Consider the following 23,289-nt stretch of genomic DNA (forward strand, 5'->3'; position numbering starts at 1 on the left):
ATGTACATCAGAAACCAGTAGTTTTCCCATGGATTACTACCGCTTTCTATTTCTAATGGTGACTTATTGGTAACTCAGAAATAAAAAAGGCCTAGCCATTTCCAGCTAAGCCTTTGATTTATTTGGCTCCCCCGGACGGGCTCGAACCGCCGACCCGGTGATTAACAGGGGGCAATTACAAAATAACTTATTAATAAAATCAAAGCCTTGCAATTGCCTGCACAATTAAGCAAAGCTACAGAAAACCTTGATTTAACTGAGTGTAAACAATATAACGGCTACGATTTGGCTACGGTGGATTTATGCAAGTGGAAATAGACGATAAGACAATACAAAGATTAAAACAATTATTTCCGGGCCGCTTGGCATCCGTCATGAATACTACGGATGTAAGTTTCTTTACTGATTTTATGGCAGGCCTCGGCATCGATACTGTTAATGCAGTGTTGGAAAAAAACCCAGATTTAACTTTTGGCGATTTAATAACGCGCTATAGTTCACGGCATTGAATTAATCATTGCTAGCAACGTGCAGTGATGATATCAAAACGTTAAAAATAGGGAAAATACATCATAAGACAAACCCTATGCCAATCATAAGTTATTGAAAATACATAATATTAATAAAAGAATAAATATATATATTCCACATCAAAAAACATGCCAAATCATTGATATTGTGCCAGGTAAACCATACTTTTATTGTGTTTTACCTGGCGGGCATCTTGCCGGTACTACAAAATAATTTCGTAGCCATAAACTGCTTTTTAGCCGGGCGAACGGTAAGGCGCCGATGCTATCAGCCTGTTAGAACTATCCAGCGGATAAGGCGTTTTCGGTGGCGTTACTTTAAATCGTGACAAAGGCGAGGCCCTTACCGTTCGCCCGGCTTTTTGCTTTTTTCGTTACTGTAACGTTATTTCAGGTTAAGGCGTACTTATCCATAACCCGTAGTTATCCACAATCCGCCGGCGCGGGGCAGCGAAGCGGCAGCCCCAGAGCGCCGAGCGGGTTCGTGGATAACTTGCTTTCGGGTTGTGGGTAAGTTCGCCGCTAGGAGTCTTGATCTTTTTCAATATTTCTTTATACTTTGCTTGCTTTTTATTTTTAACTTTCGATCATTGTTTAAATATGTAACATGACCCTTAGCGGGGATTGGCTTATGAAAAGCCTTTGTAGTCGGGCGTAAAGTTCGTTCATGGATGCGTTACCTTCCGGATGAAGGTGCCGACGTTGCGTTTAAATGATAATTTCCGCGAATACCGCTCTTTAATTTGGTTTGTTTGCTAAAGGGGATTGCCGTTTATAGGCCTTGTCCGTATAACAACAACCTAATTTTATTCCGGCGAATTGATCGGCTAACTTATAGGTATGCCGATATGTTTTACTTCGTAATTCATCAAGTGGCTTGCCTGCAATCTTTGCAGGTGGCCCATGTCAGATAGAACAATTCGTTATTCTCGAAACGAGCAAACGAGCCGACAAAGCACGGCCTCGCCAGAGCCGGGCTTTGTCGGGAGTGTCGTCGATTCGCAGGCGGCGCAAGATCAAGCTTCTATTGTCCGCGCTCATGACTCAGTCATCCCCCCGGATAGTAATACGGGGGGAAAGTCTCCAGTTAACGCTAAGCTGGCCTTTATCGATTGGTTGGCTTTTACGTTTATCCCTCCATCTGAATTTGATCCTTTACCTTGGATCAAAGAAATTCTTGTTCAAGTCTTTAATTTTCCTGAACGTTTATATTTAGAATCCGGTCAACGGGGTTGGAACGGCTATAAGCATCGCGTCGATTTAGACCAATACGGATTATTGGCCTTCGGGGGTGAAAGCCAACGTGGCTCTTACCATATCGAGCTGAACGCTCACGGTTGCGCATTGGTTCAAGATTGGCACAAGGTGAAGCACTGGGGTGAAACCTTCGGCGTCAAGATTACCCGTTCCGATTTGGCTCACGATGACTATGAAGGTCAAACCGTTTCTATTCAAAAAGCCATTGAATGGTATGAACAAGACGGATTTACCAATTCCGGCAGGCCGCCGAAGCGGCATCTTCATCATGATTTTGAATCCGGGGACGGTAAAACTTTTTACGTTGGCGCTCGCGAAAACGGCAAGCTTTGCCGAGTCTACGAAAAAGGCCGGGAACAAGGCGACAAGTCTAGCCCCTGGGTTCGCGTTGAAGTCGAACTTCGGAACAAGTCCCGCGAAATTCCTTGGGATGTAGTCGTCAATCCGGGCCATTACTTGGCCGGTGCTTACCCATGCCTCGCTTTCCTATCAGCCATCCAGCAAAGAATCAAAACCATACAGAAATCCGTCAATATTAACTATGCTCGCTTGGTGTCCTGGCTGAAACAAGCCGCCGGTAAAGCGGTTTCTCTCATGTTGGAAGTCAACGGGGGTGATGCCGAAGCGGTGGTAGCTCAGATACTACGTCCTGGCCGTCCTAAACGATTTCAACACTTTGAAGACTTTGATATTCACGTTCTTATCGACGGGGTTCCGGTATGAAAACAAAGCCCTTTCGCAATCAATGCCCTGTCTGCCGTCAATGGGTAACGAACCCGCTGAATTACATCAATAGCTTTCGCCTTCAACCCAACGGCGAATATCGCATTATCGAGCTCTGCCGCGCCTGTCGGGACGGGGGTAAAGCATGAAAACCCTTACTATCGAGCAAGCGGCTGAATTGCTTTGCATGCACGTCGTGACGGTCCGCAATAAAGCCCGAACCGGCGAACTTCCGGCGGCCAAAATTGGCAAGCGGTGGCTGTTCCTGGAAATTGATCTCATTAATTGGCTACGGTTACAATACCCGGTGCAGGCATTGCAGGGTGACGAACCGAAAAAGGAAATTAAATTATGTCACTCTACAAACGTAAAGATAGCTCTGTCTGGTGGGTCAAGCTCACAGTCAACGGAAGACGCATACAGAAAAGCACTGGGACTGATGACCGCAAAGCCGCGCAAGAATACCATGATCGTTTAAAGGTTGAGCTCTGGGAACAAACCCGGCTCGGCGTTAAAGAGCGTTATACCTGGCATCAAGCCGTTTTACGCTGGCTGGATGAAACCAAGCATAAGGCTTCACGCGATCATGATTTATCTAATTTGCGTTGGCTCGATCCGCACCTAAGCGGTTTAATGTTGGACGAAATCAATCGGGATTGTCTGGACAGGGTCACCCATGCCAAGCTTGCAACCGGCGTTGCTAACAGTAGCGTCAATCGCATGCTCGCGGTGGTGCGTTCGATCCTGCGTAAGGCAGCAATGGAATGGGAATGGCTGGACAGAGCGCCTAAAGTTCGCTTGTTGCCTGAATCCAGCCGGCGCATTCGATGGATAACAAGAGATGAAGCCGATAGATTGATTCAAGAATTACCCGATCATCTAAAGGCAATGGTGCGGTTCACGTTGGAAACCGGGCTACGTCAAGCCAATGTAACGGGCCTGCAATGGTCACAGATTGACTTGGTGCGGCGTTGCGCCTGGATACATCCAGATCAAGCTAAAGCACGGCGGGCTATCTCGGTTCCGCTGTCTAAAGCCGCGGTGGTAATTCTTCGGGAACAGATCGGCAAGAATCCGGTTTACGTATTCACCTATCAAGGCGAACCCGTAACTCAAGTGAATACCAAGGCCTGGCGCTCTGCATTGAAGCGGGCCGGGATTGATAACTTCCGTTGGCATGATCTGCGCCATACCTGGGCAAGCTGGCACGTTCAAGCGGGGACGCCTTTGCATGTGCTTCAGGAATTGGGTTCATGGGAATCGGTCGAAATGGTTCGGCGTTATGCGCATTTTTCCAGTAAACATCTGGAAAGCTACGTTGACCAATTTTCAGGACTCCGGGCGGTTCCGGACGATTTGAACGGCTACGATTTGGCTACAGGCAACAAAAAAGGCCTAGCCATTTCTGGCTAAGCCCTTGATTTATTTGGCTCCCCCGGACGGGCTCGAACCGCCGACCCGGTGATTAACAGTCACCTGCTCTACCGACTGAGCTACAGGGGAATAGTATGTCGATAACTTGTTGTTTAATGGCGCGCCCGGAGAGATTCGAACTCCCGACCGCTCGGTTCGTAGCCGAGTACTCTATCCAGCTGAGCTACGGGCGCCTGATTGAGCCGCTCATTTTCCATTTATTTTATGTTATTGTCAATCTTTTTTTAAAACTAAATAAAATTTAATGAGCTGTGCATTTTGGCGGAGAGAGAGGGATTCGAACCCTCGATGGGAGATAAAGCCCATACTCCCTTAGCAGGGGAGCGCCTTCAGCCTCTCGGCCATCCCTCCTAAAACTTGATTACTCTTCGGAACCTTCAGAGCCGGTGGATTCGGCCTGTTCTTTCTTAATCCTTTCGTAGATTTCTTCCCTATGAACCGATACTTCTTTTGGAGCGTTAACGCCGATTCTAACCTGATTTCCTTTTACTCCAAGAACAGTGACAGTCACCTCATCACCGATCATTAAAGTCTCACCTACTCGACGAGTCAAGATAAGCATAGCTTCTCTCCCTAATTAATTAAATTCTCACTGTTCTTAGACAGCTTCCAGTCATAAAAAGGGATTATATCAGCTTTTTTTTTCAAATAAAACTTAAACCCCCTGTCTTCTTAACCTCTCAGGGATTGGCGATCCATCTCATACAAGGAGAAAGCGATCGCACAGCCAAATGAATCAAATTTAATAAAGGAAATGCTTTCCCAGAGCGTCTATGCAATTCAGATGCGGCCTTCTTCAAGCCATACGCTCTACTATAAAGAGGATATAACCAGAATAATCTGACCGAACCACCGCAAAATAATTCATGATGTTCATTGATCAGACAGCGTCAAAATGGTGCCCAGGGACAGAATCGAACTGTCGACACAAGGATTTTCAGTCCTTTGCTCTACCGACTGAGCTACCTGGGCAAACGCAGTATTTGATAAGACACTGTAGAGATGTATGCGGCAATGGTGCCCAGGGACAGAATCGAACTGTCGACACAAGGATTTTCAGTCCTTTGCTCTACCGACTGAGCTACCTGGGCAAGCCTGCAAAAAGACGTGTATTAAACTCGATTACCAAACGGCAGTCAACAAAAAAATCTATTGTGGCGGATTTAATCCTGTTCCGGAATTTTCGCGCCGAAAAAAGTGAATTAAGGCGGCAAAAATCTTTTTGACAGCCGTCCACAGCCGGGGCAACAGCCATATCATCAGCAGAATAAATACCGACAACGCAATCAAAAACGCTAGCGGATGGTGGATGCTGGCCCATACTCCGCCGATAACGGCAACATCCTCCCCTATCGAGGCAAACCAGTTACTGAAAGGTTCGGGCGAAGTATTGATCAAAACCCGAGTGCCCGCTTTGGTAACATGAGTTCCTGCCGCCAGGCCGCCGCCTAGAATGGCTGCAGCCATTTCGACCGCCGGATTGAGCTCGCCGACGGCTCCGGCTGCAAGCATGGCGCCGGCCGGAATCCGGATAAAGGTGTGGATGGCGTCCCAGCCGGTATCCACGCCGGGCGTCTTGTCGGCAAAAAATTCGACGAAGTACATCAGACCGGCAGCCGTCATGACGATCGGATTCGCGACTATCTGCAAATCCGGCGGCAGCGCGATATTTCCGCTATTGGCAAGTACTCCGAGCGTCAGCAGGGTCGCGTACAAATTGATACCGCTAGCCCAGGCCACTCCCATAGTTAAAGCCAAAGTGGCCGAAACGTGATCCAACGCATCCACAATCACCCCCTTCAAGTTCTTCTTAAAATTAAAGATTAGCACGATTAACTGAATTCCCACTTAACAAACTCCCCTTCTTTTTCCGTCTTAGAGATCTATTTTTATTTATTCCCACTTTGCTTGCAGACCATGTAAAATGGGGATCGTCTATTTGCAATTTGGGATTTTAAGGTGAATTTCAGAGGTACAACCATTCTTTCGGTACGCCGGGGCGGCAAAGTAGTCATCGGCGGCGACGGTCAGGTGACGTTGGGTAACACGGTGATGAAAGGCAATGCCCGCAAGGTGCGCCGCCTTTATCACGACAAAGTGATCGCCGGCTTCGCCGGAGCAACGGCCGATGCTTTTACGTTGTTCGAACATTTTGAAGGCAAACTGGAAAAGCATCGCGGCAATCTGACCCGCGCCGCCGTGGAAATGGCAAAAGACTGGCGAATCGACCGCACGCTGCGCCGGCTGGAAGCCCTGCTGACCATTGCCGACGCCAGAACTTCCCTGATCATCTCCGGCACCGGCGACGTGATCGAACCCGAATACGACCTGATGGCGATCGGTTCCGGCGGTGCCTTCGCCCAGGCCGCCGCCCGCGCCCTGCTGGAAAATACCGAACTCAGCGCCCGCGAAATTGTCGAGAGATCGTTACAGATTGCCGCAGACATTTGTATTTATACCAACCACAACCTGCGCATTGAAGAACTGGACGCCGAACCGAACGAGTAAACGAATGACACAGATGACCCCGAAAGAAATTGTAAGCGAACTGGATAAACACATTATCGGCCAATCCAATGCCAAACGTTCGGTCGCGATTGCTTTGCGCAACCGCTGGCGCCGCCAGCAGGTCGATGTCTCGCTGCGCGAAGAAATCACTCCCAAAAACATTCTGATGATCGGTCCGACCGGCGTCGGCAAAACCGAAATTGCCCGTCGGCTGGCTCGTCTGGCGAATGCGCCTTTCATCAAGATAGAAGCCACCAAATTTACCGAAGTCGGCTACGTGGGCCGCGACGTGGAATCGATCATCCGCGATCTGGCCGATACTGCAGTCAAAATGATGCGGATGAACGAAATGGAAAAGGTTCAAATCAAGGCCTACGATGCCGCGGAAGAAAAAATTCTGGACATTCTGCTGCCGAAGGCCGACAGGGGGACTTTGTCCGAAACCGTCGAAGCCACCCGCCAGAAGATGCGCAAAAAGTTACGCGAAGGCGAACTTGACGACAAGGAAATCGAAATCGACGTTCAGATTGCCCCGATGGGCGTTGAAATCATGGCGCCTCCGGGCATGGAAGAAATGACCAGCCAATTGCAGGGCCTGTTTCAGAACATGGGTGCCAACCGCACCCGGTCGCGTAAAATGAAAATCAAAAAGGCTTTCAAAGTATTGCATGAAGAAGAAGCAGCGAAGCTGATCAACGACGAAGACATCAAACTAAAGGCCGTCGAAGCCGTGGAACAGAACGGCATCGTCTTTCTCGACGAGATCGATAAAATCTGCAAGCGCTCCGAAATGAGCGGAGGCGGCGAAGTATCCCGCGAAGGCGTGCAGCGCGACCTGCTGCCGCTGGTCGAGGGCAGCACGGTCAGCACCAAGTACGGCGCGATCAAGACCGATCATATTCTGTTCATTGCTTCGGGCGCTTTTCATTTAACCAAACCTTCCGACCTGATTCCGGAATTGCAGGGACGTTTTCCGATCCGCGTCGAACTGGATGCCCTTTCCGCCGACGATTTCGTCCGCATCCTGACCGAACCGGACGCATCGCTGACCGAGCAATACGCCGCCTTGCTGGCTACGGAGGGTGTGTCGCTTTCATTTTCCGCCGACGGCATCAAGCGCATTGCCGAACTGGGCTGGCAGGTGAATGAAAAAACCGAAAACATCGGTGCACGGCGCCTTCATACGATTCTCGAACGCCTTTTGGAAGAAGTTTCCTACCATGCGCCCGATCTGATCGAAAAAGAAGTGGTCATCGATGCAGCCTATGTCGACCGGCACTTGAGCGAATTTGTCGAAGACGAGGATCTGAGCCGATACATTTTGTAGTCCGAAAAGCGCAAGGCGAAAACCCGCCGTTCTCCTTGCGCCCTTCGTCTTTAACCGTTGGCCTCGAATTTATGCGCCTGAATACCAAACCCTGCAACACGTTTCCGATCGAAATAAAACTTCATCAGGTTTCGCGTCTCCTTGAAATCAGCTTTCAGGACGGCAGTGTTTTTAAACTGCCCTACGAATATCTCCGCGTCTACACGCCTTCGGCGGAAGCCCTGGGCCATGCGCCGGGCCAGGAAATTCTGCAGGTCGGCAAAGAAAACGTTACCATCACCGAGCTCAAGCCGGTAGGTAATTATGCGATCGCCCCGCAGTTCAGCGACGGCCACAACACCGGCATTTATACCTGGGACCTGCTGTATCAACTGGGCTCCGAATATTCAAGCTTGTGGGCCGATTATCTGAAACGCCTGGAAGCCGCCGGCTATCAACGCCAAGCCCCCTTATCAAGTTAATTCCAACCATGACAAAAGATAACACCACCCATTTTGGTTTCAAGCAAGTCGCCACCGAAGAAAAAGTCAAACTGGTGCGCGGCGTCTTCGATTCCGTCGCCGAAAAATACGACATCATGAACGATCTGATGTCGCTTGGCATCCACCGCATCTGGAAGCGGATCGCCGTGCAGTTGAGCAATGTGCGCCAGGGCGAGCGGGTACTTGACCTCGCAGGCGGCACCGGCGATCTGACTTCGCTGTTCGAGCAGCGCGTCGGTAAAACGGGAGATTGCGTGCTGGCCGACATCAATGCACAAATGCTGCGCACAGGGCGCGACCGATTGATCGACAAAGGCCTGGCCGGCAATATCCATTACGCCCAGGTCAATGCCGAATGCCTTCCGTTTGCCGACAACACTTTCGATTGCGTCTGCATCGGTTTCGGGCTACGCAACGTCACCGATAAGGACGCGGCATTACGATCGATGCATCGGGTGCTGAAACCGGGCGGACGCGTGATCGTGCTCGAATTTTCCCATCCCACCGACAAGGTGACCGAAAAAGTCTATGACTTCTATTCCTTCAAGCTGCTGCCCAAAATCGGCAAGATCGTCGCCAAGGACGAAGACAGTTACCGCTATCTGGCCGAGTCGATCCGCATGCACCCCAAACAGATCGAACTAAAACAAATGATGGAAAATGCGGGCTTCGAACGCTGTGAATTTTTCAATATGACCCAGGGCATCGTGGCCGTCCATCGAGCCTATAAAATCTAGCATGCTCATTAAACCGTTGCTGATCGGCGCCATGGAAAGCGCCGTCAATCGTTATCTTGATCTGGACCGGAACAAAAACTCCTTCCTGGCGCCTTTGGCCGGCAAAGTCATCGCCGTGACCGTGCAGCCTTTCGGCGAAACGGTTTACCTCTGCCCGACCGCGGACTCCATTCAGATACTGGATCATTCCCCTACTCCACCCGACACTCAAATCAGTGGCTCGCTCTGGTCGCTGGGTTTGATGGGTCTCAGCTCCCGGCCGATGCGTTCGGTGTTTTCCGGAGAAGTCAAGATCGAAGGCGATATTCATACCGGCCGAAAATTTCAGGAACTGTTTGATAAGCTGGAAATCGACCTGGAGCGAAAACTGTCTCCTTACCTCGGCGATGGGCTGGCTCATCAGATCACCGGATTTTTTCGCTCCGGCCGGAACTGGACAAAAGATGCCGCGGAGACATTCAGGATCAATCTGACCGAATTTCTTCAGGAAGAAACGCGCGACTTGCCGGCTGTCCCGGAGACGGATATTTTTTATCAGCAGATCGATGAATTGCGTACCGCATTCGACCGCCTGCACAGCAAAACGGTCCGCCTGGAAAGAATTTTAGCGGCCAAGCGGTCGGCTTCCGGTTCCTGACGGTTATCGCGCCTTCCTCCCCAGCAACAGGTAACACGTGATCCGCCCAAAACTTCTATTTCGCCTGGTTCATATCAATTGGGTCCTGGTTTTTCACGGACTGGATGAAATCGTATTAAAAACCCATCTGTTCCGCCCTGTTCGGTTTCTGGCCGCTTTTTCTCCTTATTATTGGCTCAGCAAACAGTCGGATCCGCGCGGTGTCAGGATTCGCCGCACCCTGGAAGACCTGGGCCCCATTTACGTCAAATTCGGCCAGGCCTTGTCCACCCGCAAAGACCTGCTGCCGGACGACATCGCCGACGAACTGGTCAAACTCCAGGACCGAGTGCCGCCGTTTCCGAGCGATACCGCCCGCGCCATTATCGAACAACAACTGGGCATGCCGATCGCCGAAGCCTTCGCCGAGTTCGATCCGGTTCCGCTGGCTTCGGCCTCGGTCGCACAGGTGCATACCGCCGTCCTGCACAGCGGCGAGCGCGTCATCGTCAAGGTGCTGAGGCCCGACATCGAGGAAAGGATACATTCCGACATCGGCCTGCTTTACGAACTGGCCCGATTTGCCGAACGTTTTTGGGCCGATGCCCGGCTCTTGCGCCCTCTGGAAGTGGTGGCCGAATTCGAAAAAACCACGTTGGACGAACTCGATCTGATCCGCGAGGCGTCCAATGCTTCCAAACTGCGCCGCAATTTCGAGAATTCAAACATCATCTACATTCCCGAAATTCACTGGCCGCTGACACGTCAGAAGGTGCTGGTCATGGAAAGAATCGAGGGCATTCCGATCGGCGAAATCCGGCAGCTTCGAGAAGGCGGCGCGGACTTTAAACTGCTGGCCGAACGCGGCGTGGAAATCTTTTTCACACAGGTTTTCCGGGACAATTTCTTTCATGCCGACATGCATCCCGGCAATATTTTTGTCGACCTGCCCGCAAAATACATTGCCGTCGATTTCGGCATCGTCGGTTCGTTGTCGCTGTCCGACCAGCATTATCTGGCCGAAAACTTTCTGGCGTTTTTCAACCGCGATTACCGCAAAGTGGCGGAAATGCACGTCCAGTCCGGCTGGGTATCGAGCACGACCCGCATTGAAGAGTTCGAATCGGCGATCCGCAGCGTTTGCGAGCCGATCTTCGAAAAGCCGCTGAAAGACATTTCCTTCGGCCAGTTGCTGCTGCGCCTGTTCCAGACCGCGCGCCGTTTCGACATGCACGTGCAGCCGCAACTGGTTCTGCTGCAGAAGACCCTGCTCAACATCGAAGGACTGGGGCGCCAGTTGTATCCCGAGCTCGACCTCTGGCAAACCGCCAAGCCCTTTCTGGAGCGATGGTTTCAGGAACGCATGGGGCCCAAGGCCAAACTGACCAAGTTGATGAAACAATTCCCGGAATTGGCCGAACAGTTTCCGGAAATCCCTTCGCTGATCTACAAGGCTCTGGACAATGCCGCTTATGCGAGGCAGAATGCCGAATCCCACAACCGGGAACTGGCCCTCTTGCGCCAGCAAATGGAAAACAATCATCGAGTCTCGATGTGGGCCATGCTGATCAGCGCGGCGCTGATCGGCGCCGCCGTGTTCTTTCGCTGAGGTTCGCTCTGTCGAGGCGGCTCCAGGCAGGCTCCACGAGGCATCCTGCGGAGCCGAACCCGGGCTAGGACAACTGGCTGATGCGCCAGACGCTGGTGGCCAACCTGGCCAGCCATCTTTGCCGGGTGGCGATTCGGCCGGGCGTCCATTCGAAATAATCTTCCGCGATCTTTCGGGTCAGCTCGAAGTCGCTGTTGGCAAAGGCACTTTTCTTGACGGCAAATCCCGAATTACCCAGGATCTTGTTGGTTCCGGTGTTCAACAGCGTCATATTGCCCAACCGGTAAATCATCGCATCGGCTTCTTCATCACTGAAAATCTCCCAGCCGAATTCCGGGTTTTGCGGCAAGACGTGTTCGACGTTGAAACTGTCGCTGTCGAATTCGTAATCATGCCCGCTGATCTGCTTTTCCAGCGCGCAGAGAATGTAGCGTACGATCCGCAAATTGTGCGAATTGGTAGTACGGATGATTTTCTCGGCAAAAGCGCCTCTGAACACGTCGTCGTTCGGGTAAATGCCTTTCAATTCTTCCAGGGCGCCGACGGCGGTGGCAACTTCGCCGCCGGATATTTTTTGCGCAGCCGCATGATAGATCTGTTCCTGTTGATGAGTCGGCTGGCACCCGATCACGTTGTAACGGAGCGAAATGATCACGCTGCTTTTCAAAATCAACAGAAAATCCTTGTCCTCGAACCGGCGGTGCGCGGCAATGATCAGAGGAAACGGCTGGCGAACGTTGAACATGCGCAGGTTTTGCGCGTAGCCTTTGAGCTCCGGCGGCCAGTGCGAGGCTTCCGGCGCGGTCAACGCCAGGTAAGTATCCAGATCCTCGTCCATTTCGCGCAGCAATTCAAAGACGTCTTCCCGTTTCGACACGTTGGCCCGGATGGTCTTGAACAGCTCCGACTGGCGCACGAAAGATCTGCGGCTGATCCAGTGGATGCGCAGAAAATCGGGAAAACTTTCATTCCCCAGGCGGGTCACCATCGCCTCCCAGCGGTCTTCCAGCGCGTTCATTTCATTCGGATGCTCGCTGTTCCGGTGAAGCACCGAAAACAGATAATTTTTCAGCAAGTCGGTCGAGGACAGCCTGACGCCTCGGGCGTTCAAGGTTTCGAAAACCCGATAAGCGTTCAGTTCGTCCGTGACGCTGATGATCGTGAAAAAAAGGCGGTCGCTCATGGTTTCCACCAGCGAAGCCAGAACGACGCCTTTATCCTGTCCGGAAGCCGTTACGTAATCGCCTACTTTCCTGTCGAACCATTCGAACGCTTTCCTCAGGCTGTGCTCGGAGGCCCGAAACCCGCGCTGAGGCAGATGGACGAGAGGCACCAGATAGGTTTGAAAATAATGATCGTTGTTCCGGTTGAGCGTCAGTTTGGTTCGGGAAATCAGAGTCACCGGATCCAGATAGCCGATGTAGGTATGGCGGATCTGATCTATGCGCTGGCGGTTGCATTCCGGCTGATCGTTCTCATCAATCAAACGGTGCAGATTCTTGAGCACGGCCAGAATCACCAGTGTTAACGTGGTCAATCGTTGCTGTCCGTCGATCACGTCGTAGCTTTTTTCATCCTGCGACTGGAGCACCAGATAACCCATGTAATGCGCGGACTCGCCGCCGGGCCGGATCGTCTCCATGATGTCGGCCCAGAGATCTTCCCATTCCTCCTCGGTCCAACTGTAATCGCGCTGAAACCGGGGGATGCGATAGATCAGCCCGTTGCTGATCAGTTTTCGGTAGGTGATGTTTTCGGTTTTGAAATTTTGCGCGGACATGATGACCTCACCCTGACGATTGTGAGAATCCGTATTGCCAAGAAGCTTTATCCCTTTTCCGATTATGCCATCTTACCTCCGACGGCCCGCTCAAGTTAAGACGGACAGCCGATGAATGAGCCTCGGGATATGGAGACATTCGTTTAAGCCACGCCCGATCCCTGGCTTTCCTCTCTCCCGGACGGAACAGTCTCAGGCCAAGGTTAAACTCCGCATCAAAAAGGCAAAGATTACAAGGCATCTTCGTCTTTCCCGATTCGGAGGGAAGACGGGTCAAAGCAAACAAGACTTACCAACCTCTAATATTTTATAATGAACCCATCTTATTTAACCCAAACCAAGAGAGAATAATATGTCGATTAAAAGAATGGTTGATCTGGATTTATCGGGAAAACGGGTATTGATCCGTCAGGATCTGAACGTCCCGGTCAAAGACGGTAAAGTCACCAGCGATATTCGCATTCAGGCCAGCGTGCCGACGATTCAAAAAGCCCTGGAAAAAGGCGCGGCGGTCATCGTGATGTCGCATCTGGGACGTCCTACCGAAGGCCAATACGACGAAGCCTCTTCCCTGAAACCTGTGGCCGAGCGCCTGTCGAGCCTGCTCGGCAAACCGGTCAGGCTCGAAAAAGACTGGCTGGACGGCGTCGACCTCCAGCCGGGCGAGGTCGTTCTGTGCGAAAACGTGCGCTTCAACGTCGGCGAGAAAAAGAACAGCGACGAGCTGGGCAAAAAAATGGCCGCCCTTTGCGATGTCTTCGTCATGGACGCTTTCGGTACCGCTCATCGGGCCGAAGCCTCGACCCACAGCGTCGCCAAATTCGCGCCCGTCGTTTGCGCAGGGCCTCTGCTGGCCAGCGAGCTGGACGCCCTAGGCAAAGCACTGGAAACGCCGGCCAAACCCTTGGTGGCCATTGTCGGCGGCTCCAAGGTGTCGACCAAACTGACGGTGCTCAAATCGCTGTCGGAAAAAGTCGACCAGCTCATCGTCGGCGGCGGCATTGCCAATACTTTTATTGCCGCCTCCGGTTTCCCGGTCGGCAAATCGCTCTACGAACCGGATCTGATCGGTGAGACCAAGGAGCTGATTGCCGCGGCGAAGGCAGCGGGATCGGATATCCCCATTCCGGTCGATGTCGTCTGCGCCAAGGAATTTTCCGAAACCGCGACGGCAACCGTCAAAAAAGTAACCGACGTGGAAGAAGACGATCTCATTCTGGACATCGGACCCGAAACGGCCAGGCAATACGCCGACATCCTGAAATCCGCGAAAACCATCGTCTGGAACGGCCCGGTCGGCGTCTTTGAAATAGATCAGTTCGGCAACGGCACTCAATCCCTGGCGAACGCGATTGCCGAAAGCACGGCGTTTTCGATTGCCGGCGGCGGCGACACTCTCGCTGCGATCGACAAATACGGTATCAACGACCAGGTCTCCTACACTTCGACCGGCGGTGGCGCCTTTCTAGAATTTCTCGAAGGCAAGGAGCTCCCGGCCGTGGCTATTTTAAAATCCCGAACTTAATGGTATAAGTATATACTTTCCTTTATTGCCGGAGAATGCAACGTTATTCTCCCAAGACCGGTCAAACGGTCTGATTATTTTTAAATTTTTATACGTTAAGGTACTGGAATCACTCATGGCCAGAGTTACTATCGAAGATTGCTTGGAAAAAGTGGAAAACCGGTTCAAGCTGGTTTTATTGGCGGGCGCCAGAGCACGCCAGTTGAGTCACGGCGCGGCCGAATTCGTGCCGCGCGGCAAGGACAAAGACACCGTGGTCGCTTTACGAGAAATTGCAGCAGGCCATGTGACGGCCGGCAACATTAACCTGCTGCATCGTAACGTCGAATCGCACGAGCCGCCGCCCATGTTCTAAAATCCGACTTATGCTGGAATTAGCCGACACTATCGAGCTTGAACGTCCTCAGGACAAACTGATCAGGCGTTTGTGCACGGTCTTGTCCGGCTATCTGGACTCCGAACAGGTCGACGAATGCTATCGGGCATATGAATTCGGCGCCGCCGCGCACGCCGGTCAATTCCGCCGAAGCGGTGAAGCCTATATTTGCCATCCCGTTGCCGTCGCCATCAGCCTGGCCGAGCTTCGGATGGACGTTAACTGCATTATGGCGGCGATCCTGCACGATGTTCTGGAAGATACGCCGGTTACCAAACAGGAACTGGCGCAGCGGTTCAACCCGGACGTGGCCGAACTGGTCGACGGAGTCACCAAATTAACCAAGATCGACAGCAAATCGCATGCCGAAGCCCAGGCCGAGAACGTCCGCAAGATGTTTTTGGCGATGGCCAAGGATTTGAGGGTCATCATGGTCAAATTGGCCGACCGCCTGCACAACATGCAGACCCTGGGCGTGATGCCGGCAGGCAAAAAACGCCGCATTGCCCGCGAGACGCTGGATATTTACGCCCCGATCGCCAACCGTCTGGGCATGAACAACATCCGGCAAAAACTCGAATCGTTAAGCTTTGAAGCGATGTATCCGAGGCGCCACGCCATCTTGAAGAACGCCGTCAAGAAAGCGCGGGGCAATCGCCTGAAAATTGTCGAAACCATCGAAAGCGCGATCAAACGGCGCATCGAACAGGCCGGACTGGACTGCGACGTCGCCGGCAGAGAAAAAAACCTCTACAGCATTTACCAGAAAATGCTGCACAAAAAGATTTCCCTGATCGATATTTTCGACGTCTACGCCTTCCGGATTTATTGCGACAACGTCGATACCTGCTACCGGGCCCTGGGCATTGTTCACAACCTGTACAAACCGATACCGGGCCGCTTCAAGGATTACATCGCCCTGCCCAAAGCCAACGGCTATCAGTCGCTTCATACGATCCTGATGGGACCTTACGGCGTGCCCATCGAAATCCAGATCCGCACTCATGAAATGCACCGCATGGCGGAATCGGGCATTGCCGCACACTGGCTTTATAAATCCGACGACGATAAATCATCGGAAAAATTCCAGGCCCGCGCCAACGAATGGCTTCGGGATCTGCTGGAAATTCAGAAGTCGGCTGGCGATTCGCTGGAATTCATCGACAATTTGAAAGTGGATCTCTTTCCTCAGGAAGTGTTCGTCTTCACGCCCAAGGGCGAAATCGTCAAAATACCCCGAGGTTCGACCACCATCGATTTCGCTTACGCGGTACACACCGACATCGGCAATGCCTGCGTTTCCGCCCGGATCGACAAGCAGTTGGTACCCTTGCAGACCACGCTGGAGAACGGCGTTACCGTGGAAATCATCACCGCCTCCTGGGCCCGCCCCAACCCGCTCTGGCTGAATTACGTCATCACCGCCAAGGCACGCTCCAGCATTCGCAGCTATCTCAAGAATTTCAAGCAAAAAGAAGCGATCAGCCTGGGCCGCCGTTTACTGGAAAAGGAACTTCAGGCGATGAATCTGGAGCTCGACTCGATTGAACCGGAACGGATACAGGCCCTGCTTAAAGCGAGCGGCCTGCAGAGCCTGAACGATCTGCTCGAAGACATCGGCATGGGCAACAAGATGCCGTTTCTGGTCGCCAAGCGTCTCGCCCAGGACGACGTGCTGGCCGCCATCAAGCTGGAAGACTCCGACCAGGCCAAAAAGACCCCCTTGATCATCAAAGGCACCGAAGGCATGATCATCACCCTGGCCAAATGTTGCCGACCGATACCGGGCGATTCGATCATCGGTTTTTTCTTTCCGGGCAAAGGCATTGTCGTGCACCATCATGAGTGCCACAACAGCAATGACGTCAGGAAAAAGCAAAGCAGTTGGCTGGACGTGGAATGGAGCCAGGAAATCAACGGCGAATTTCCGAGTGAACTGCGGCTGGAAATTCTCAATCAGCGAGGCGCTTTGGCCACCATCGCCTCGGTCATCTCCGAAATGAATTCCAATATCGAAAACGTGAACGTCGTCGACCAGGACGACCGGGTCTGCGTCGACCTGATCACGTTTACCGTAAAGGACCGCGTTCATTTGGCCAAGGTCATGCGCCGGCTGAAGGAATTGCCGATCGTCTTGAAAATCACGCGGGTCAGAGCCTAGATACGGTTTTGCAGACCGCTTTCTAGAAGAACCTTCTCATGCAGCTTCATCCTACCAGGACTTTCAATGATAAAAGAGATCATTCAGACCGTTAACGCGCCCGAGGCCATCGGCACCTACTCCCAGGCGATCCGGGTGGATCGGCTGGTTTTCCTTTCCGGACAGATTCCATTGCTGCCCGACAAGATGACGCTGGTCGATAGTGAAATTTCTCCACAAATCGTGCAGGTTTTTGAAAATCTGAAAGCGGTGGCCGAAGCGGCCGGCGGCGATCTGGGCGACATCGTCAAACTGAACGTGTATTTGACCGATTTGATCCATTTTCCGCTGGTCAATGAGATCATGGGCCGTTTTTTTCAGGAACCTTATCCTGCCCGCGCCGCAGTCGGCGTGTCCGCGCTTCCCAAAGGCGCCCTGATCGAAATGGACGCCGTCATGTATTTGAAACCCCAGGAATATCCCGCTTCCTGAGTTTTTGCGGAAGACCTCCATCGGGAAAGCGCCGCCGTTAATGAATCTTCTTAAACAGCCGGTGACCGCTTTGGCCGGCATCGGCCATCAGACCGCCCAGCGATTTGAAAAACTCGACATTCACTTCGTGCAGGACCTGATTTTTCATTTGCCTCTGCGCTATGAAGACAGAACCCGAATTTATCCGATCGGCTCCCTTAAACCGGGAATGACGGTCCTGATCTGCGGCACCGTGGAATACACCGACACCCTTCCCAGAGGCCGCAAAAGCCTGATTTCGAGAATCAGCGATGCGACCGGCTTTATTACCTTGAAGTTTTTCTATTTTACCGCCCATCAGCACAACCTGCTGAAACCGGGCGCCATCGTCAGTTGCTTCGGCGAAGTCCGGGTCGGTTATGCCGGCCTGGAAATGGTGCACCCGGACTATAAAATCCTTGCCGACGGCGAGCAGGCAGCGACCGAATCCCGGCTGACGCCGGTGTATCCGTTGACCGAAGGACTGAGCCAGTCGACCATGCGCAAAGCGGTCAAACAGGCCTTGTCTTTATGCCGGAGCGATAACGGCGTATTAACGGACTGGATACCCGCCGAAATTCTCCAACGCTACCACTACCCTTCCCTCGCCGAAGCGATCTCGACCCTGCATGCGCCGGAAGAGTCGATGCCGATCGAAGCGTTACAGAACGGCAGCGCCCCCGCTCTGAAAAGACTGGCTTTCGAAGAGTTGCTGGCGCATTATCTGTCGCTCAGGCAAGCGAAGACCCGTGGTGAAAACCGGCACGCCCCCGTATTCGACGGCGACCGCATCGCCATCGATGCCTTCCTTCGCTCGCTGCCGTTCGCGTTGACCGGCGCCCAACAGCGGGTCATGACGGAAATTGCACAAGATTGCCGCCGCAGCCGGCCCATGATGCGGCTCATCCAGGGCGACGTCGGCTCCGGCAAAACGGTGGTCGCCGCTTACGCCGCCCTGCTGGCCTTGAGCGCCGGCTATCAGACGGCCATCATGGCGCCGACCGAACTGCTGGCTGAACAACACTACCGCAATTTCAACACCTGGCTTGAAGGGTTTGACGTCCGGGTCGTTTTACTGACCGGGCAATCGAAAGGCCAGCAACGTAAAAAATTGCTCCAGGATCTGGCCGACGGTTCGGCCCATCTCGTCATCGGCACCCACGCCCTGTTTCAGGAAGACGTCGAGTTTCACCGCCTGGGCTTGTGCATCATCGACGAGCAGCACCGTTTCGGCGTGCATCAACGCCTGGCGCTTCGGGAAAAAGGCGCGGACACAGGCCTTCGGCCTCATCAGTTGGTGATGACCGCCACGCCGATCCCGCGCACGCTGGCGATGCTGCAATATTCGGACCTCGACGTTTCCATCATCGACGAACTTCCCCCCGGCCGAAAACCGGTGGTCACCAGCGTGATTCCGGCCGAGCGCCGGGATGAAGTGATCGCCAGAATTCGGGGCTGGATAGAGAAAACACGGCAGGCTTACTGGGTCTGCACCTTGATCGAGGAATCGGAAGCCCTGCAATGCGAAGCCGCCGAAAAGACGGCCGAACGTTTGTCCGAAAGCCTGCCCGGCATCCGTATCGGTCTGGTCCACGGCCGTATGAAAGCTGCCGATAAGGAGGCTGTGATGACGGCTTTCAAGCATCGGGAGATCGACTTGCTGGTCGCTACGACGGTGATCGAAGTCGGGGTCGACGTGCCGAACGCCGGCCTGATGATCATCGAAAATCCGGAACGGCTCGGACTTTCCCAACTGCACCAGTTGCGCGGCCGGGTCGGCCGCGGCGAAGGCGACAGTTATTGCTTGTTGATGTATCAATCGCCTTTATCCGATACTGCCCGGCAACGACTCGGCATACTGCGCGACAGCAACGACGGTTTCGTCATCGCCGAAAAGGATCTCGAATTGCGGGGTCCCGGCGAAGTCATGGGCACGCGGCAAACCGGCGCCATGCATTTTAAAATCGCCGATCTGGCCAGGGACAAGGAACTGCTCGATCAGGTACAGTCCATCGGCGACCGGCTGTTCACCGAATCACCCGCGGCGGTCCAGCCTCTCTGCGACCGTTGGCTCGGCACTGCGATCGCTTACGCCGAAGTTTGACCGTATGGACACACGTCTTGAAACCGGGCAAAGATTGTTCCCAGCCTGATTCGTTGCTCCAGTCCCATGTCCATCCTTTATTCCGCCTACGGAATCCCGGGTCCGCCCGGACGAAAACCGCTCCTTACTTTAAATAAACCGGCACTCTACGTCATCATAAAAATCTTTGCCGCCTCTTTTATTCCTCCGACACTGGCCGAAGCAGCGGAGAGACAAGTTGGATGAGCATAAAAACCATTTAACTTGAAGGTAGCAAGTAGCTCGAATAGAGCTTTGCGGAATCAAAAATCAAACGAGGCTCCGACTCTTCCGGATTCCACTGTGTTTCATCCGGGCTGTTTGTTATGAGTCATTGCGTTTTCAGGGATAAAAAGGAAATGATTTTCCCGGCGTCATCCCCTTCCCGTTTCGGATCGAGCGCAGGATCGAGTATGTAAACCCGTTCGTTTTGCACGCCTCCCTGCTGCACCAGATACTTGGCGATGGCTTGCGCCCGTTCCGAGGCGAGATTTTTAAGCCGGTTCGGTTCCGGCTTGATGATCGCGGCCAGCTTTTGTTTGGCGACCTCATAAAAATCGCCGGCTTTCGGATCTTTCAACCGGGGCGTTCCGAACAGCGAGCGGTCGGCCAGCAGCGGAAATTTTTCGATGAACAACTGCGCCAGCAGGCGTTTGTATTCTTCGTCGGAAAGCTCGACATACTCGGCCAGAATTTTCTTATCGCTTTTCTTGTTGATCTCGTCGGCTTTCATTTTTTTCAGCCGGTCGTATAGAGCAGATTCGCGCAGGGCCGGCCAGTCCTGTTCCTGATAAGCGGCGCCTTTGATGTCGATGCTCAGGATGGGGCGCTCCTTCAGTGCGTCGGCGATGCCGTACAGCTTTTTGACCTGTGCCTGGTCGAGTTCCGCCTTGCCGGGGGCAAAACGGACGACGTCCAGATTTTCTTCGCTGCCGACCAGCGAGGCGATGGCCTTGAATGGAGAGGTAACGATTTTGGTAATCGAATTCAGCAGGGCATCGGCGACGATCTTCCCGACGCTGAATTGGGGATCTTCCAGGCTGCCGGTAATCGGCACGTCCATTTTAATTTTCCCGTTCGAATCCTTCAGCAATCCCACGGCCAGTTCCAGCGGCACCGACACGGCATCGGGATTGTCCACCTTTTCGCCCAGTTCGAATTGATCGATCAAGATGTTGTTGGAAGCGGTCAGTTGCCCCTTGGCCACCTGATAGTGAAGCCCCAGGTTCAATTTGCCTTTTTCGACCTTATAACCGGCGAATTGCACCATGTACGGCGAAATCAGCGGCATCGGCATGCCCATGAAATTCATTTCGACGTTGAATTCGCCCTGATAGGGACTGATCTCCCCACTGATGCTGACGGGCGCCAGGTCGTAGGCATTGCCTTTCAAAGATACCTTGATTTTGGATTTGGCCGCCGAAGAAATGCCCGAGGCGCCGCCGTTCAGGCTTTTGATCTGAGCGGCGAAAGGCAGGATCAGGGAAAGATCGGCAAAATCGGAGGCACCGTCGACCACCTGGATCCTGTCCAGTTTGAAGTTCGGCTGACCACGGCCACTTTGGGCGGATTTTGTGGATTTTGCGGATTTTTCCGGTTTTACCGGTTTACTCCCCTGCTCGGCCTTGTCTTTGTCCACCCTGAAGACATCGTTGACATTGACCGTCTTGTCTTTCTCAATGATGACGCGGGCGTAGGGTTGATTGATCAGCAACCGCTCGGCCGTATACCGGTTGGCCAGCACGTCGGCATCGATGTCCTCAAGAGTCAGTTTTTTCCATTTGACAAAATCCTTGTGCAGAATCTGGTCGCGGGTCAACAAGTCCGCAATGACGGTAGTGCCTTTGAATTTCAAATCCAGCCGGTCTCCGTCTTGAACTCCGGCCGACAGTGTTCCGTCGGCGTTCCAGTTTCCGTCGATGAGATCGAGCCGCGCGTATTTCTCGACGTAGGGTTGCAATGCGTCCAACGCGATGTTTTGGACGTCGACGTTCAACCGAGTGGAGAAAGGTTCGGCTACGGCATCTCCGTCCAGCTTGATCGAACCGGTCTCGTTGATGCCGGCGCTGAATTCAAGAGTCAGAACGGTTCCCTTCCGATTGACATAGTTGTCCAGCTTGAAACGGATCGGCTTGACGTTCATGACAACCGGAGTTTTTTGCGAGCGGTCTTCGAAGGCCAGCGCGAAGTTGTTCACTTCGATCTTTTTGACGGCGATGTTCCAGGGAGGTACTTTCGAGGGCGCGGACGAAGCCGCTTGAGAAGATTCCAAAGCGGCTTTCTCAGGCCCGGCTTCGGGCAAAAGCTGCTGGTAATTGATCCGGCCTTCGGCGTCCAGCCATGCCTTGATCTTGCCGTTTTCGGTCCTGATACCTTCAACGGAAAACTCCTGCTTGGCCAGATCCAGGCCGATGCCGCTCACCGCCAGCAAAGGAACCTCGACCAGGGGCTCGGTTTGGCCTGTCTCGGTCATTCGGGCTTGCTGAAGTTGAAACCGGTCTCCGGCCAAGGTAAAGTGGATTTGATTGCCTTGGTTTTCCGCCTGGTAGCGGGCTCCAAACTCGGCCGAAGGAATAGCGACGGCCGCTTTCCCCAGACCGTCCAACCGGATATCACTCAGATTCAGCAAGGTCTTGTCGGAAGCTACTCGCCATTGCTGACCGGAAAAGCCGACTTTGTAATCGGCTTCAAGCACGACTTTGGACAGATTGCCCCGGATCGGCTCCGCCCCTTTCATCGAAAGAGCCAAATCCTGTATTTCGAAACGGCTTTTGCCGATTTCAAGCTCGAGCCCTTTCTCCGAAGAAGTCATCCGGTAGTCCAGCTCCAGAGACTGATTGCCGCGCAGCTCAAACGCCAATGGTTCCTGTACGGCCAGCTCCTGAATGCGTTGCAGGCTGATCTTGTCCAGGCGAAGGTGTCCGGATGAAGAAAGCGCCTGCAGGCTGCCGACGCCCTGCCAATCCATTTGCCCGCTCGACTTCAATCCGGTCGACAGGTGCATCGAGAACGGTTCCGCCGCGTAAGTGGATAACCCTTCTATTTCCAGATCGATCGGAACGACTTCTTCCTGCCGGGGCTTGCCGGAACGGGCGTCCTGCCATAGCAGATGGCCTTTTTCCAGGGATAATTTTTCAATCGAAAGCGGAAAAGCCGTTTCGTCTTTTTGCTCGGGTTCGGGCTCGCTCGCAAGAAGATCGGCAAAATTGAATTGTCCGTTCTTGAGCCAAGCAATCCTGGCCCACGGCTTGACCAGAAGGATCCGGTCGAGAGCCAGCGCCCGGTCGGCAAGCGAATGGAAGGTATTCAGATCGGCATAAAATCGAGCGAAACTGACAAAAGGCTCGCCGTTCGCTTCCTGAAGCGAGAACCCTTCCAGATTGAGTCTCAGCAGAAACGGATCGAACTCCACCTTCTCGATGGACGATTTTCTGCCGATTTCCTGCTCGATCACGTCGGGAAGTTTCGCCTTCAATACCGCCGGCAGGAAATAAAATCCCGCCAATCCGTAGAGCATCAGGATACCGACGAAGATACCCAAATCGTTGAATACTTTAATCAATACGTCTCGAGCCTGCATAGCATTCCCTGGTTGCCTTAAGCGGTTTATCAT

At 53.0% G+C, this 23,289-nt stretch carries 18 protein-coding genes, 5 tRNA genes and 1 pseudogene; 15 read left to right on the top strand and 9 right to left on the bottom strand.

The genetic code is table 11. The features are described 5' to 3' along the window. The first annotated feature begins 302 nt into the window (after positions 1–302). The 4 genes and pseudogenes from A3OW_RS27655 (at position 303) to A3OW_RS0106040 (ending at position 3,923) form a co-directional block, all read left to right on the top strand. Positions 303–509 carry a hypothetical protein gene (locus tag A3OW_RS27655; RefSeq protein WP_157385800.1) on the top strand — a complete coding sequence of 69 codons (207 nt, stop codon included), beginning with the start codon at positions 303–305 and terminating at the stop codon, positions 507–509. Between the two features lie 924 nt (positions 510–1,433). Further along, entirely contained in the window at positions 1,434–2,510 is a 1,077-nt protein-coding gene (locus A3OW_RS26935; RefSeq protein ID WP_020562530.1) for a replication initiation factor domain-containing protein, read from the top strand. A 145-nt stretch (positions 2,511–2,655) separates the two neighbouring features. Next, positions 2,656–2,793, top strand: a pseudogene (locus tag A3OW_RS29020) (helix-turn-helix domain-containing protein); the annotation flags it as partial. Positions 2,794–2,861: 68 nt separating this feature from the next. Then, entirely contained in the window at positions 2,862–3,923 is a 1,062-nt protein-coding gene (locus A3OW_RS0106040) for a tyrosine-type recombinase/integrase (RefSeq protein WP_020562531.1), read from the top strand. A 14-nt stretch (positions 3,924–3,937) separates the two neighbouring features. On the opposite strand, the gene A3OW_RS0106045 is transcribed toward A3OW_RS0106040, so the two are convergent. From A3OW_RS0106045 to A3OW_RS0106075, 7 genes are all read right to left on the bottom strand, one after another. After that, positions 3,938–4,013: transfer RNA gene (locus A3OW_RS0106045), tRNA-Asn, on the bottom strand. 27 nt (positions 4,014–4,040) lie between these two features. After that, positions 4,041–4,117, bottom strand: a tRNA-Arg gene (locus A3OW_RS0106050). Between the two features lie 86 nt (positions 4,118–4,203). Further along, a tRNA-Ser gene (locus A3OW_RS0106055) sits at positions 4,204–4,295 on the bottom strand. Positions 4,296–4,305: 10 nt separating this feature from the next. Beyond that, a complete protein-coding gene (csrA, locus tag A3OW_RS0106060; protein WP_020562532.1) occupies positions 4,306–4,506 on the bottom strand; it encodes a carbon storage regulator CsrA in 201 nt (66 codons plus the stop codon). A 334-nt stretch (positions 4,507–4,840) separates the two neighbouring features. Continuing rightward, positions 4,841–4,916 (bottom strand) — tRNA-Phe (locus A3OW_RS0106065). A 43-nt stretch (positions 4,917–4,959) separates the two neighbouring features. Next, a tRNA-Phe gene (locus A3OW_RS0106070) sits at positions 4,960–5,035 on the bottom strand. Between the two features lie 58 nt (positions 5,036–5,093). Beyond that, positions 5,094–5,732 carry a DUF4126 domain-containing protein gene (locus tag A3OW_RS0106075; protein ID WP_026223366.1) on the bottom strand — a complete coding sequence of 213 codons (639 nt, stop codon included), beginning with the start codon at positions 5,730–5,732 and terminating at the stop codon, positions 5,094–5,096. A 171-nt stretch (positions 5,733–5,903) separates the two neighbouring features. Here A3OW_RS0106075 and hslV point away from each other — a divergent pair, with 171 nt between their 5' ends. The 6 genes from hslV to ubiB all read left to right on the top strand — a co-directional run bounded on the left by hslV (position 5,904) and on the right by ubiB (position 11,223). After that, a complete protein-coding gene (hslV, locus tag A3OW_RS0106080) occupies positions 5,904–6,452 on the top strand; it encodes an ATP-dependent protease subunit HslV (RefSeq protein WP_020562534.1) in 549 nt (182 codons plus the stop codon). Between the two features lie 4 nt (positions 6,453–6,456). Then, positions 6,457–7,779, top strand: a complete 1,323-nt coding sequence (gene hslU / locus A3OW_RS0106085; RefSeq protein ID WP_026223367.1) for an ATP-dependent protease ATPase subunit HslU — start codon at positions 6,457–6,459, stop codon at positions 7,777–7,779. A 71-nt stretch (positions 7,780–7,850) separates the two neighbouring features. Then, positions 7,851–8,240: a gamma-butyrobetaine hydroxylase-like domain-containing protein gene (locus A3OW_RS0106090; RefSeq protein WP_020562536.1), complete on the top strand. Its 390-nt coding sequence runs from the start codon at positions 7,851–7,853 to the stop codon at positions 8,238–8,240. A gap of 8 nt (positions 8,241–8,248) precedes the next feature. Next, on the top strand, positions 8,249–8,998 hold the full coding sequence (gene ubiE, locus A3OW_RS0106095; protein WP_020562537.1) for a bifunctional demethylmenaquinone methyltransferase/2-methoxy-6-polyprenyl-1,4-benzoquinol methylase UbiE: 750 nt from the start codon (positions 8,249–8,251) through the stop codon (positions 8,996–8,998). Position 8,999: 1 nt separating this feature from the next. Continuing rightward, on the top strand, positions 9,000–9,635 hold the full coding sequence (locus A3OW_RS0106100; protein WP_020562538.1) for a ubiquinone biosynthesis accessory factor UbiJ: 636 nt from the start codon (positions 9,000–9,002) through the stop codon (positions 9,633–9,635). Between the two features lie 37 nt (positions 9,636–9,672). Further along, positions 9,673–11,223, top strand: coding sequence for a ubiquinone biosynthesis regulatory protein kinase UbiB (gene ubiB, locus A3OW_RS0106105; RefSeq protein ID WP_020562539.1), 1,551 nt, complete (start codon positions 9,673–9,675; stop codon positions 11,221–11,223). Between the two features lie 64 nt (positions 11,224–11,287). Here the strand turns inward: ubiB and A3OW_RS0106110 are convergent, their stop codons facing one another. Next, the gene (locus tag A3OW_RS0106110; RefSeq protein WP_020562540.1) at positions 11,288–13,003 is read right to left on the bottom strand and encodes a DUF262 domain-containing protein; all 1,716 of its coding nucleotides are present in this window, start codon (positions 13,001–13,003) and stop codon (positions 11,288–11,290) included. A gap of 352 nt (positions 13,004–13,355) precedes the next feature. Between A3OW_RS0106110 and A3OW_RS0106115 the strand changes: the two genes are divergently transcribed. The 5 genes from A3OW_RS0106115 to recG all read left to right on the top strand — a co-directional run bounded on the left by A3OW_RS0106115 (position 13,356) and on the right by recG (position 19,658). After that, positions 13,356–14,528: a phosphoglycerate kinase gene (locus tag A3OW_RS0106115; RefSeq protein ID WP_020562541.1), complete on the top strand. Its 1,173-nt coding sequence runs from the start codon at positions 13,356–13,358 to the stop codon at positions 14,526–14,528. Between the two features lie 115 nt (positions 14,529–14,643). Then, entirely contained in the window at positions 14,644–14,883 is a 240-nt protein-coding gene (gene rpoZ / locus A3OW_RS0106120; RefSeq protein WP_020562542.1) for a DNA-directed RNA polymerase subunit omega, read from the top strand. A 10-nt stretch (positions 14,884–14,893) separates the two neighbouring features. Beyond that, positions 14,894–17,065, top strand: a complete 2,172-nt coding sequence (locus A3OW_RS0106125) for a RelA/SpoT family protein (RefSeq protein ID WP_020562543.1) — start codon at positions 14,894–14,896, stop codon at positions 17,063–17,065. Positions 17,066–17,131: 66 nt separating this feature from the next. Further along, entirely contained in the window at positions 17,132–17,536 is a 405-nt protein-coding gene (locus tag A3OW_RS0106130) for a RidA family protein (protein WP_020562544.1), read from the top strand. A gap of 40 nt (positions 17,537–17,576) precedes the next feature. After that, a complete protein-coding gene (gene recG / locus A3OW_RS0106135; protein WP_020562545.1) occupies positions 17,577–19,658 on the top strand; it encodes an ATP-dependent DNA helicase RecG in 2,082 nt (693 codons plus the stop codon). A gap of 349 nt (positions 19,659–20,007) precedes the next feature. Here recG and A3OW_RS0106140 read toward each other — a convergent pair whose 3' ends face one another. Continuing rightward, entirely contained in the window at positions 20,008–23,256 is a 3,249-nt protein-coding gene (locus A3OW_RS0106140) for a DUF748 domain-containing protein (RefSeq protein ID WP_020562546.1), read from the bottom strand. Positions 23,257–23,289: the final 33 nt, after the last annotated feature.

The sequence above is a fragment of the Methylosarcina fibrata AML-C10 genome (assembly GCF_000372865.1).
In the GTDB taxonomy this organism is placed as follows: domain Bacteria; phylum Pseudomonadota; class Gammaproteobacteria; order Methylococcales; family Methylomonadaceae; genus Methylosarcina; species Methylosarcina fibrata.

What these genes read in the sequence shown, in the direction of transcription:
- A3OW_RS0106110 (WP_020562540.1), bottom strand. Translation starts at nt 13,003, where the DNA reads ATGTCCGCGCAAAATTTCAAAACCGAAAACATCACCTACCGAAAACTG.
- A3OW_RS0106130 (WP_020562544.1), top strand. Translation starts at nt 17,132, where the DNA reads ATGATAAAAGAGATCATTCAGACCGTTAACGCGCCCGAGGCCATCGGC.
- A3OW_RS0106100 (WP_020562538.1), top strand. Translation starts at nt 9,000, where the DNA reads ATGCTCATTAAACCGTTGCTGATCGGCGCCATGGAAAGCGCCGTCAAT.
- A3OW_RS0106040 (WP_020562531.1), top strand. Translation starts at nt 2,862, where the DNA reads ATGTCACTCTACAAACGTAAAGATAGCTCTGTCTGGTGGGTCAAGCTC.
- A3OW_RS27655 (WP_157385800.1), top strand. Translation starts at nt 303, where the DNA reads ATGCAAGTGGAAATAGACGATAAGACAATACAAAGATTAAAACAATTA.
- A3OW_RS0106090 (WP_020562536.1), top strand. Translation starts at nt 7,851, where the DNA reads ATGCGCCTGAATACCAAACCCTGCAACACGTTTCCGATCGAAATAAAA.
- hslU (WP_026223367.1), top strand. Translation starts at nt 6,457, where the DNA reads ATGACACAGATGACCCCGAAAGAAATTGTAAGCGAACTGGATAAACAC.
- A3OW_RS0106115 (WP_020562541.1), top strand. Translation starts at nt 13,356, where the DNA reads ATGTCGATTAAAAGAATGGTTGATCTGGATTTATCGGGAAAACGGGTA.
- csrA (WP_020562532.1), bottom strand. Translation starts at nt 4,506, where the DNA reads ATGCTTATCTTGACTCGTCGAGTAGGTGAGACTTTAATGATCGGTGAT.
- ubiE (WP_020562537.1), top strand. Translation starts at nt 8,249, where the DNA reads ATGACAAAAGATAACACCACCCATTTTGGTTTCAAGCAAGTCGCCACC.
- recG (WP_020562545.1), top strand. Translation starts at nt 17,577, where the DNA reads ATGAATCTTCTTAAACAGCCGGTGACCGCTTTGGCCGGCATCGGCCAT.
- A3OW_RS26935 (WP_020562530.1), top strand. Translation starts at nt 1,434, where the DNA reads ATGTCAGATAGAACAATTCGTTATTCTCGAAACGAGCAAACGAGCCGA.
- rpoZ (WP_020562542.1), top strand. Translation starts at nt 14,644, where the DNA reads ATGGCCAGAGTTACTATCGAAGATTGCTTGGAAAAAGTGGAAAACCGG.
- A3OW_RS0106125 (WP_020562543.1), top strand. Translation starts at nt 14,894, where the DNA reads ATGCTGGAATTAGCCGACACTATCGAGCTTGAACGTCCTCAGGACAAA.
- A3OW_RS0106140 (WP_020562546.1), bottom strand. Translation starts at nt 23,256, where the DNA reads ATGCAGGCTCGAGACGTATTGATTAAAGTATTCAACGATTTGGGTATC.